Genomic DNA, 10,704 nt, shown 5'->3' with positions numbered 1-10,704 from the left:
CGGCTTCGGGCTCGGGGCAGCTGACTTCTGGCTCATGTCCCACTCCTTGGGGTCACGATGAACCGGAAATCCTCCACTCCTCAACCAACCCCGCCTGTCTCAGGAGACCTGACGGCAGACAGAAGCGGAAGTAAAGCTACACTGCTTGGCTGGTGATCTCGGCCGGAAAGCGAAAACCGGCGAAGCTGGAGCAGGCGGGCGCGGTCATACCGCCGGACTATGCAGAGGTGGACCGCATGGGCAAGCTGGATAGGGCGCCAACTTGACGGTGCCGATCACCGCATTCAGCTTGCCGCCTGATCAACAACTTGCCCCCCAGGCAGAGAGACTCTAACCGACAGTCTGCTAGGCTGGCCGAGCGACGCCTGCTGGCGGCTCGAATGCCCGGATCGGCGGCAGGTTCCCCGCAAAGCGCTCCACTTCAACCACCGTCAGCTGGCCTGTGCAGCCCTGCGCCAGCTGCGAGGTGCCGACATCACGCGTCAGCACATTTGGATTGCCGTGCACGCAGAGCGGCTTGTCCTCCATCGGGTCCGCCGGGTCATACCAGGCGCCTGTGGGAAGCTGCACCACGCCAAGCCGTACATCCTCCGTGATCGAGGCCGAGGCGAGACAGGCGCCGCGCTCGTTGAACAGGCGCACGATATCGCCCTCGGCGATGCCACGCGCAGCGGCATCAACGGGGTTCAGACGCGCCACCTCGCGGCCGCGCCGCTTCTGGCTGGCGCTATAACCGCCGAAATCGAACTGGCTGTGCAGCTTGGTATAGGGCTGGTTCGCTACGAGCTGCAGCGGGTGGCGGCCGTCCGGCATCTCCGCCTTGGCCAGCCATGCCGGATGGCCAGGGCAGTCCTCATAGCCGAAGCCCGCCACCACCTCGGAGAAGATTTCCACCTTGCCGCTCGGCGTGGGCAACGGATGCCGCTCCGGATCCTCCCGGAAGGCGCGCAGGATTCCGCCATCATCCGGGGCGGAGGGCAGCTTGATCTCGCCCATCTCCCAGAACTGCTCGAAGGAAGGCGCGGACAGGCCGCTCTCCGCCAGTGCCTCCTGCGTGCGCGCATAGAGGTGGCGCAGCCATTCCTGTGCCGTGCGCCCTTCGGTGAAGGCCTGCCCGGTGCCGAGGCGATGGGAGAGCTCGGCGAAGATCGCGTAGTCGTCCCGCGCCTCACCGAAGGGCTCGGCCAGCTTGTGCATGGCTACCATCAGCGGATCGGTGGCGGCGGCGCCGATATCGTCGCGTTCCAGCGTCATGGTGCAGGGAAGGACGATGTCGGCGTGGCGCGCCGTCGCAGTCCAGGCAAGCTCATGCACCACCAGCGTGTCCACCCGCGCGAAGGCCTCGCGCAGCCGGTTCAGGTCCTGGTGGTGATGAAAGGGATTTCCGCCGGCCCAGTAGACGAGCTTGATGTCCGCATAGGTCATCCGGCGACCATTGTAGTCGAAGGGCGCGCCGGGATTGAGCAGCATGTCCGCGATGCGGGCGACTGGGATGAAGTTCTTCACCCCGTTCGTGCCCTGCGACAGGGTTGGGATCGGCACTGCGTTCTGCTGCTTGCCGTAATGCGCGAGCGAGCCAAGCGCGTAGTTGTAGCCGCCGCCGGGCAGGCCGATTTGGCCGAGCATGGCGGCCAGCACGGCCGCCATCCAAACGGGCTGCTCGCCATGCTCAGCGCGCTGCAGCGATTGCGCGACGGTGATGAGAGTGCGGCCCTGCGCGGCCTGACGGGCCAGGCTGGTGATCCGCTCGGCCGGGATGCCGCAGATCGCCGCGGCCCAGGCCGCATTCTTCGGCTGGCTATCCTCCTTGCCCAGAAGATAGCGTTCGAAGGCCGGGTAGCCCACGCAGAAGCGGTCCAGGAAGCCGGTGTCGTGCAGCCCCTCGACGGCCAGAGTATGGGCAAGGCCGAGCATCAACGCCACATCCGTGCCGGGCAGCGGCGCCAGCCACTCGGACCCGGCCTCTTCCGGCAGATCCGTCCTCAGCGGGGAGACGAGGATGAAGCGCGTGCCCCGCGCGTGGGCCTTCGCCATGGATTCACGCTCGATGTGCCGGCTGATTCCGCCGCTCGCGACCGCAGTGTTCTTAAGCGGCATGCCGCCGAAGGCGAGAATGGTGTCCGTGTGCTCCAGGATCTGCGTCCAGGTCACGTTGCGCCGGCACACCGCGTCAAACGGCCCGAGGATATGCGGCAGGATCACCGCTGAGGCGCCGGCGCTGTAGGAATTCACGGATCGCACATAGCCACCCAGCGCCATATTCAGGAAGCGGTGCACCTGGCTCTGCGCATGGTGGAAACGTCCGGCCGAGGACCAGCCATAGGAGCCACCGAACACGCCTTCCGGCCCGTGGGCGTCCCGCACCCGCGCCAGCTCCTTCGCCAGCAGGTCAAGCACCTCGTCCCAGCCCATCTCCACGAATTCGTCGCGTCCACGGCGGCGGTCGGGGCCAGGACCGTTCTCCAGCCAGCCCCGGCGCACCATGGGGCGCGCGATGCGGGCCCGATGGCGCAAGGCATCCGGGAAGTTCTGCAGCAGGGGCGAAGGGTCCGGGTCCGCCGGGTGCGGCGCGACGACCAGCCGGTCATCCTGCCAATGCGCGCGGAACACACCCCAATGGGAGCTGTGGCTGCGCGGACGGCTCTGGTCCGGGATATCGCTCATGTTTGCGGCCTCACGGGCGGGCCGGATTTCAGGCCCGCTTGCTTCATTCAATGAAATCGGTTTTACATACTAAAATCAGAGACTAGAAACCGGCGCCTTATGCGTCAAGCGCGCTGGTATCCGACAGGTGACACCATGGAATCAGGCTCGCCTTCCGAAAAGAAGGCGCCGCCCAGCGGCGTGCTCGAGCGGGGGCTTCTTATTCTCTCCTGCTTCACAGACGTCAGTCCGCGCCTACATCTGCGGGAACTGGCCGCGCTCAGCGGGTTAGACAAGGCGACCTTGCTCCGGATGCTCGGCACCTTCGCGGCGCATGGCTATGTCCGCCGCGGCGAGGACGGCCGTTACGCTCCGGGCCCTGCCACGCTGCGTCTCGCAGCCCTGTACAGCGCGACCATCGATTTTTCGGGCCGCATGATGCAGGTCCTGAAGAATGTCTCGGGCCAAACTGGGGAGAGCGCTGCGTTCTACGAGCGCGATGGCGACGAGAGGGTCTGCGTCTGCCGCGTGAATGCCAAGCAGCCGCTGCGGCATGAGGTGGAAATGGGCGAGCGCCTACCACTTTCCGCCGGCGGCGGGGCCGCCCACGTGCTGCTGGCGCATACGGGCGGTGAGACGCCGAACGCCGCCGAAATTTTAGCAAAGGGCTTCATCAGTACGGCGGGCCAACGCGACCCGGGCCTGGCTTCGGTGGCCCTGCCTGTCTTCGAGGGTGACGGGCGCTTTATCGGCGCCCTTGTGGTCAGCGGCCCGATCAGCCGCCAGACGGCGGTAGGGTTTGAGCATGCACGCATTCTCGCTGCGGAGCTGCTGGCCGATCAGGGCTTTTCCGTGCGGCCGTGCCGGTAGGAAAAGGCCGGCGGACGTCAGGGGCCGGTTTCCCCCGTCATCTTACCGGGGTTGAGGATACGCGCCGGGTCCAGCGCGTCGCGCAGCCGGTGCATCAGCTCCATCTCCACCGGGTCCTTGTAGCGCCGCAGCTCGCCTGCTTTCAGCAGCCCGATGCCGTGCTCGGCCGAGATGGAGCCGCCGAGATCGACGACGATGTCGTGCACGATCCCGTTCATCTCCTCCCAGCGCGCCAGGAAGGCCGCCTTCTCCATCCTGTCGGGCTGGGTGAGATTGTAGTGGATGTTGCCGTCGCCGAGATGGCCGAAGGCGCAGATCCGGGCACCGGGCATGGCGGTTTCCACGGCCTTCCCAGCTCGCTCCAAGAAGGAGGGCACGCGCGAGACCGGGACGGAGATGTCGTGCTTGATGCTGCCGCCCGCCTTCTTCTGAGCCTCCGGAATACCCTCTCGCAGCCGCCAGAGGGCGTTGGCCCGCTCCAGGCTTTCCGCGATCACCGCGTCCGCCATCAAACCGCCCTCGAAGCCCGCTTCCAGCACGTCCTCCAGCACCGGGCGGAGCGTTCCGTCCTCGCCCGATCCGGCCAGCTCGATCAGCGCGTAGATGGGGTGAGATTCGGAAAAGGGACTCTGCCCGCCGGTGTGCCGCTCCACGATCTCCATGGCGAAGGAGGAGACCAGCTCGAAAGCCGTCACCGCCTCCCCGGCGCGGTCGCGCGCCATGGAGAGAAGGTTGAGCGCATCCGCGGGTTCGCGCAGCGCGCAAAGCGCCACCTGCCGGTCCGTTAGCCGCGGGAACAGCTTCAGCACGGCGCGGGTGATGATGCCTAGCGTGCCCTCGCTGCCAATGAATAGGTGCTTCAGCGCGTAGCCCGTGTTGTCCTTGTGCAGGGCGCGCAGCCCGTTCCACACGCGGCCATCGGCCAGCACCACTTCCAGCCCAAGCGTCAGCTCCCGCGCATTGCCGTAGCGCAGCACGCTGATTCCGCCGGCATTGCTGGCCAGGTTGCCGCCGATCTGGCAGCTGCCCTGCGCTCCGAGGCTGAGGGGAAAGAGGCGCCCATGCGCTTCCGCCGCCGCCTGGATGTCAGCAAGCACGCAGCCCGCCTGCACCGTCATGGTGAAGTTCAGCGGGTCCACCTCCTCGATCCGGTTCATCCGGCCGAGCGAGAGCAGCACTTCATGCGCGGCGGAAACCGTGCCGCCGACCAGCCCCGTATTCCCACCCTGCGGCACCACGGGCACGCCGGCCTCGGCACAGATGCGCAGCGCGGTGGCCACCTCCGCCGTGCTACGCGGGCGCAGCACAATGGGCGCCTGCCCGCGATACAGGCTGCGCTCCTCGATCAGATAGGCCGTGCGGTCCGTCTCCTCGGTCAGCACCGTGCCTTCCGGCAGGGCCGCACGCAGCCGGGCCGCGAGGTCGGCGGGCAGGCTGCGCGGGGGACGCGCGGCGGGGTCAAGGGCAAGCGGAAAAGGCGCGCCGCTCATGCCGCCCTCTCCAACGCGGCAGGAAGCGGCTGAAAGACGGGCTCCATGCGACTATCCAGCCCCGCCTCCCCAGTGCCGAAGCCACGGCACCAGGCGATGATGGCTTCCCTCGCCCGCGCATCCGGCTGGGCCATGCCCGCGATGCCATGGAAGCGCTCCACCAGCGGCTCCCACTCCCACGGCGCCTCCGGGTCGCCACGGCGGAAGCTGCGCTCCTCCACCAGCACGCGGCCGTCCCGCGTGCAAAGGGTGATCCGGGCCGGGCGCTCCTTCGGATAGCGTGCTGAGAATTCGGGGGGAGCGAGCAGCTCAATCCGCCCCGCCAGTGCCTGCACGGCCGCGTCATTCACCGCTTGTCCATCGAAGCCGGTGAAGGAGAGGTCGCCGCCCGAGAGCAGCAGCGCCACGCAGAAGGCAGTGGAGAACTTCGCCTCCGTGGCATTGGCAGGGTGCAGGATGCCGGCGATATCCAGCAGGGCCTGCGGCGCCTCCACGCGCACGGATCCAATTTCTTCTACCCGCAGCTGCGCGGCGCGGACGAGATCCTGCGTCGCGTCCAGCAGAGAGTGCATCTGCCCGCAGACCGGCCAGCCCTTGATGGTGGTGGTAAGGATCTGCGGCATGCCGCCCGGCACCAGTGTCGCCGAAGCCTCAGGCGCGATCTTCCAGGCGGCGAGCATCCCGCGCCGTCCTTCCAGCACATGGCGCGCACCGGGAATGCCAGCTTCGGCCAGCAGCGCCGCCATCACGCCATTGCGCACGGCCATAGCGGGGTGGAAGGCTTTTGCGTCCGTCGCGCCATCATCCAGGAATTGCCAAAGGCCGGCAGCCTGGGTGCCCGCATGGCCGAGGGCTGAAAGGGTGCGCTCCGCGTCCAGCCGCAGCAGGCGCGCAGCGGCAGCGGCGGCGCCGAAGCTACCGGCCGTGGCCGTGGTGTGGTTAGTGGCCGAGTGCGCCTTGCCCAGATACGCGCCCATGCGCAGTCCTGCCTCGTAGCCCGCCACGACGGCGGCGCGCATATCGCCGATGCTGGTGCCCTGGCGCGCCTGGGCCAGGGCGATTACGGCGGGCAGCACGGTGATGCCAGGATGCATCATCGCGGCGCGATGGCTGTCGTCGAATTCCCAGAAATGACTGATCGCGGCATTAGCCGAGGCCGCGTCCACCGGGCCCCATCCCCTGGCATCCCCCGCCACGGCGCAACGTCCCGCACCAGGCGCGCCACCCGCGGCCAAGGCCATGAGATAGGCGTCGTGCAGCGAATGAACGGTGCCAGCCAGCAGCGCCCCTGCCCAATCCAGCGCACTGGAGGCCAAGGCTTGGTCCACCGCAGCTGGCCAGGCGCCTGGCTCGATCCGGGCGATCCACTCGGCCAGGGGGCGCAGGGCGGGGGTGCTCATGTTTGTTTCGTCTCCTCATCCCCCTGAGGGATAATGCCCTTTCCGATCACAGGGATACGCAGGAAGGTCGGGCCGGTCTCGCCGCCCGGGAAGCGCCCGGCGCGGATATTCACCTGAATAGAGGGCAGCAGCAGCGTCGGCGTAGAGAGCGTCGCGTCCCGTTTGGTACGAAGCGCGACGAACTCTTCCTCCGAGCGGCCACTGCCGACATGGATGTTGCGCTCGCGCTGTTCGGCCACCGTGGTTTCCCAGGCGTAGTGCTCGCGGCCCGGTGCCTTATAGTCATGGCAGATGAAAATCCGCGTTTCCGGTGGCAGGGCGAGGAGGCGCTGGATCGAGCGGTACAGGGCATGGGCGTCGCCACCAGGGAAATCGGCACGCGCCGTGCCGGAATCCGGCATGAACAACGTGTCACCGACGAAGACCGCATCGCCGATTTTGTAGGCGACATCGGCGGGCGTGTGGCCGGGCACATGCAGTACTTCCACCTCCAGCCCGCCGAGGGCGAAGCGCTCCCCGTCGGCGAAAAGGCGGTCAAAATCCGCACCGCCCGGGCGCAGGTCGCGCGCATCGAAAACGGGGCGGAAGATGGTCTGCACCTCGGTGATGCGGGCGCCGATGCCGATCGGCGCACCGGTACTCTGCTTGATATAGGGCGCGGCGGTCAGATGGTCGGCATGGGCATGGGTCTCCAGCACCCATTCCAGCCGCAGCCTCTTCTCCTCGGCCGCGCGCAGTATCGCCTCGGCGGAGCGCGTATCGGCCTCGCCCGAGCGGTTGTCCCAATCGAGCACGGGATCAATGATCGCGGCCGCGCGGGTCGCTTCATCCCAGACGAGATAGCTAACGGTGTTCGTCGCCTCGTCAAAGAAGGCCTGAAGCGCGGCTGCGGTCATCTCATCCTCCTATTGCGGGTCGATGCGGACCTTAGTGCTCAGATCGGTCCAGCCCTTAATTTCGCGATCCAGAATATCCGCCAGGGCTTGGCGCGGGCCGGGCACGAACTCTACGCCGTCTGCGCGGAAGCGCGCACGAAATGTCTCCTCGGAAATGGCCTTGTTCAGCGCGGCATTCACCTCGTTCAGAATAGGCACCGGCGTCGCGGCGGGCGCGAAGATGCCGTTCCAGCTGAACACGTCGAAGCCAGGCAGCGTCTCGGCTATGGCGGGTACATCCGGCAGGAGCCGCGAGCGATCCTTCGCGCTGACGGCGACCAGCTTCGCGCCCTGGCGCTGCATGGCCAGCGCGTCGGAGAGCTGCGCAAAGATGCCGTGCACCCGGCCCGAGGCGATGTCGGTCGCGGCCGGGCCGCTGCCACGATAGGGCACGGGCGTGATCTCCGTGCCCAGGCGCAGCCCTAGCAATTCACCGGCCAGGCGGGTGGCCGTCAGCTGCCCGGTATTGGCCAGCATGAACTCACCAGGATGCGCCTTCGTCCAGGCCACGAACTCGGCGAAGTTCTTGACGGAATGAGACTTGGAGACGGTCAGCACATAAGTCTGGGTCGCCAGCCGCCCGACGGGCGCCAGGATCTGGCGGGGATCGCCCGGCAGCAGCTGCGGCTGGAAAGCGGCGGTAATGGAAGTGCCGGGGGTCGCGATGAATAGCGTATGCCCGTCCGGCTCCGCCCGGCTGACCGAGGCGGCGGCGATAGCGCCCGAGGCTCCCGGACGGTTCTCAATCACCACCGTGCGGCCAAGCGCCGCGGAGAAGGGCTCGGCCAAGGCGCGGGCGACGATATCTACCGCGCCACCAGGCGCGAAAGGCACCACGACCACCACGGGGCGGCTGCCCAGTGACTGGGACGAGACCGGGCATGCGCCCAGCATAGTAACCCCGCCGGCCAAGCCCGCCAGCAGCTTGCGGCGGCCCAGGGCCGGGTAGGGCGAGATTGTAGCGTCACGCATGCCTGGATCCTCCAAATGCGCCACTCCCCGCCGCTTGCCACGGCTTATGTCCAGTTCGCGGCGTCGATTGCTGTATTTCTTGATCTCGAATGCGGTTTTCCTCAGACAGCCCCCTGGGCTGTCGGTGCGCCCGGCTGGGCAGACCACTCGCTCCAAGATCCTGGGTAGAGGGAGGCGCCGTGCAGCCCTGCCACTTCCATGGCCAGAAGATTGTGGCAGGCCGTCACGCCGGATCCGCATTGCGCGACCAGCTCAGGCCCCGAACGGCCTCCGCTGACAGCGTCGAACTCGCGACGCAGGGCTTCTGGTGCCTTGAAGCGACCATCGGCTCCCAGGTTGTCGCGAAAAAACCGGTTGCGGGCGCCGGGAATGTGACCGCCGATTGGGTCTAGCGTTTCATTCTCACCCCGGAAGCGATCCGCTGCGCGGGCATCGATCACCTGCTTTCTTTGCGGACCGAGATCCGCAAGCACGGCAGCATAGTCCACGGTCTGGACCAGTGAAGCGCGCAGGGGGAGATCGCCGGCCCGGCGCGGCGCGGAAGCGCCGGTTTCCAACCTGCCGCCCGCCTTCTGCCAAGCAGGCAGGCCGCCATCGAGAACGGCAGCTGCCTCGTGCCCGATCCAGCGCAACATCCACCAAAGCCGGGCGGCATACATGCCGCCGGCATTGTCATAAGCGACAACCTGCATGTCGCCCGAAAGCCCAAGCGCGGCCATGCGTGCGGCGTAAGCCTCACGCGTCGGAAGCGGGTGGCGGCCATTGCGACCGTTCTTGGCGGAACTCAGGTCACGCTCAAGGTCGATATGGATGGCGCCCGGGACATGGCCAGCCGCATGCACTCGCGCGCCCGCCGCTGAATCGGTCAGGTCCGCGCTGCAGTCGCAGACAAGGACACGGCCGGGCTCTTTTGCCAGCAGGGCGGCCAGTTCCTCCGCCTGGATCAGAGTGGTGAAGGCCATGGCCGTCACCCCTCCAGCCAGGAGGCGGAGCGAGCGAGGACGCGGTCCACGCTCGCTCCGGCCTCGCCGAGATAGCCGCGAGGATCGGTCATGCGGGTGATGTCCTCGTCGTTCGAAACCTTTGAGATCTCAGGATGGCGACGCATGGCATCGGCGAAGTCGAGCCGATTTTCGATGCCGTTCATCGAGGCCTCGTAGATCCAATGATGGGCGTTCTGCTTGCCGACCTTCTCGCCGAGTTCGAGCATCACGCGTTCGGAGAGGAGATAGCCGCGCATCCGGTCCAGGTTGGCCATCATCGCCTCGGCGTCCACACGCAGGCCCTTCAGCAGGGACGCACATTGAAAGAGCAGCGCGCCAGCAATCAGACAGCATTCCGGCATGGCCTTCCACTCGGTCTTCCAACCAATGCCATCGCGCTCATGCTCCGCGACCATGGCCTCAACCATCATGTTGGCGGAGGCGCGGAGGCCGCGGGCAATACAAGGCAGGTTCTCGGCGAAAACCGGGTTGCGCTTATGCGGCATGGTGGAGGAACCGAGCTTGCCCTCGGTAAAGCCCTCCTCCACTTCGGCGAACTCGTTGCGCTGCATGTTGAACAGCTCGTTGCCGATCTTGCCGATCGTGGCGCCGATGAGGTTCAGAATGCCCGCATACTCGGCGAAGCGGTCGCGCGCGGGGGCCCAGGAGATGTCAGGCACGCTGAGGCCGAGGTTTTCCATCGTCAGCTCCTCCACCCTACGGGCCTGGGAGCCGAGCGACGCCTGGGTTCCAACCGCGCCGACCAGTTCACCGACGAAGAGACGCGGCTCGCACTCCCTTAGCCGGGTATGGTGGCGGGAGAGCTCATCGAGCCAGATGGCGCATTTGTGGCCGAAGGTGATCGGTAGGGCGAGCACGCCGTGGGTGCGCCCGGCCATGATCGTGTCGCGGTTTGCCCGCGCGAGCCGTGCCAGTTCGCGGCCCGTTGCCTTCAGGTCACGCAGGAAGAGGGCATGGGCGTCGCGGATCTGCAGCACCATGCCGGTGTCGATAATGTCCTGGGTGGTCGCACCGTAATGCACCCATTGCCCGTTCTCCTCCGAGCAGGCCGCCTGCAGCTGCTTCAGTGCCGGGACGAGGGCGTGCTTCACCCGCCGGATCTCCGCCGCCATCTTGGGAATGTCGATCGTCTCGACGCGGGCATGGGCTACGATGTCGTCCGCTGCGGCCTGCGGGATAATCCCGAGTTCTGCCTGTGCCTTGGCCAAGGCAGCCTCGACCTCCATCCATTTCTGGACGCGCATCGTCTCGTCGAAAATCGCCCTCGTCTCCTCGGTGCTCCAATTGTGCTGGAGCGCCTGCATGTCGAAGACCGAGATACCCATTCGTCTCTCCTACGATCCCAGCCTCAGACCAGAAGTGATGTTTCATTCAATGAAGTGGATTTTAT

Annotated in this window: 8 protein-coding genes and 1 pseudogene; 1 reads left to right on the top strand and 8 read right to left on the bottom strand. The window is 66.7% G+C overall.

Annotated features, from left to right (window positions below; genetic code table 11):
• Nucleotides 1-345: 345 nt before the first annotated feature.
• Nucleotides 346-2,664: a molybdopterin guanine dinucleotide-containing S/N-oxide reductase gene (locus tag J8J14_RS21615; RefSeq protein WP_209381629.1), complete on the bottom strand. Its 2,319-nt coding sequence runs from the start codon at nucleotides 2,662-2,664 to the stop codon at nucleotides 346-348.
• Between the two features lie 99 nt (nucleotides 2,665-2,763).
• Here J8J14_RS21615 and J8J14_RS21610 point away from each other — a divergent pair, with 99 nt between their 5' ends.
• The gene (locus J8J14_RS21610; protein ID WP_209381628.1) at nucleotides 2,764-3,513 is read left to right on the top strand and encodes an IclR family transcriptional regulator; all 750 of its coding nucleotides are present in this window, start codon (nucleotides 2,764-2,766) and stop codon (nucleotides 3,511-3,513) included.
• Nucleotides 3,514-3,530: 17 nt separating this feature from the next.
• Here the strand turns inward: J8J14_RS21610 and J8J14_RS21605 are convergent, their stop codons facing one another.
• From J8J14_RS21605 to purB, 7 genes and pseudogenes are all read right to left on the bottom strand, one after another.
• On the bottom strand, nucleotides 3,531-5,003 hold the full coding sequence (locus tag J8J14_RS21605; RefSeq protein WP_209381627.1) for an FAD-binding oxidoreductase: 1,473 nt from the start codon (nucleotides 5,001-5,003) through the stop codon (nucleotides 3,531-3,533).
• Nucleotides 5,000-5,626: a hypothetical protein gene (locus tag J8J14_RS25795; RefSeq protein ID WP_408896485.1), complete on the bottom strand. Its 627-nt coding sequence runs from the start codon at nucleotides 5,624-5,626 to the stop codon at nucleotides 5,000-5,002. The genes J8J14_RS21605 and J8J14_RS25795 overlap by 4 nt, the downstream gene beginning before the upstream one ends.
• Nucleotides 5,627-5,731: 105 nt before the next feature.
• A pseudogene (locus tag J8J14_RS25790) lies at nucleotides 5,732-6,403 on the bottom strand (MmgE/PrpD family protein); the annotation flags it as partial.
• Nucleotides 6,400-7,299, bottom strand: coding sequence for an MBL fold metallo-hydrolase (locus J8J14_RS21595; protein WP_209381625.1), 900 nt, complete (start codon nucleotides 7,297-7,299; stop codon nucleotides 6,400-6,402). The gene J8J14_RS21595 and the pseudogene J8J14_RS25790, both read right to left, overlap by 4 nt.
• Nucleotides 7,300-7,308: 9 nt before the next feature.
• On the bottom strand, nucleotides 7,309-8,310 hold the full coding sequence (locus J8J14_RS21590) for a Bug family tripartite tricarboxylate transporter substrate binding protein (protein ID WP_209381624.1): 1,002 nt from the start codon (nucleotides 8,308-8,310) through the stop codon (nucleotides 7,309-7,311).
• Nucleotides 8,311-8,411: 101 nt separating this feature from the next.
• Nucleotides 8,412-9,272, bottom strand: coding sequence for a sulfurtransferase (locus tag J8J14_RS21585; RefSeq protein ID WP_209381623.1), 861 nt, complete (start codon nucleotides 9,270-9,272; stop codon nucleotides 8,412-8,414).
• Between the two features lie 5 nt (nucleotides 9,273-9,277).
• Nucleotides 9,278-10,639 carry an adenylosuccinate lyase gene (purB, locus tag J8J14_RS21580; protein WP_209381622.1) on the bottom strand — a complete coding sequence of 454 codons (1,362 nt, stop codon included), beginning with the start codon at nucleotides 10,637-10,639 and terminating at the stop codon, nucleotides 9,278-9,280.
• Nucleotides 10,640-10,704 lie beyond the last annotated feature (65 nt).

This window comes from Pararoseomonas baculiformis (genome assembly GCF_017813395.1).
GTDB lineage: Bacteria > Pseudomonadota > Alphaproteobacteria > Acetobacterales > Acetobacteraceae > Roseomonas > Roseomonas baculiformis.
Note: the sequence above shows the minus strand (reverse complement) of the source record. Positions and strands in the feature narration are given on the sequence as shown.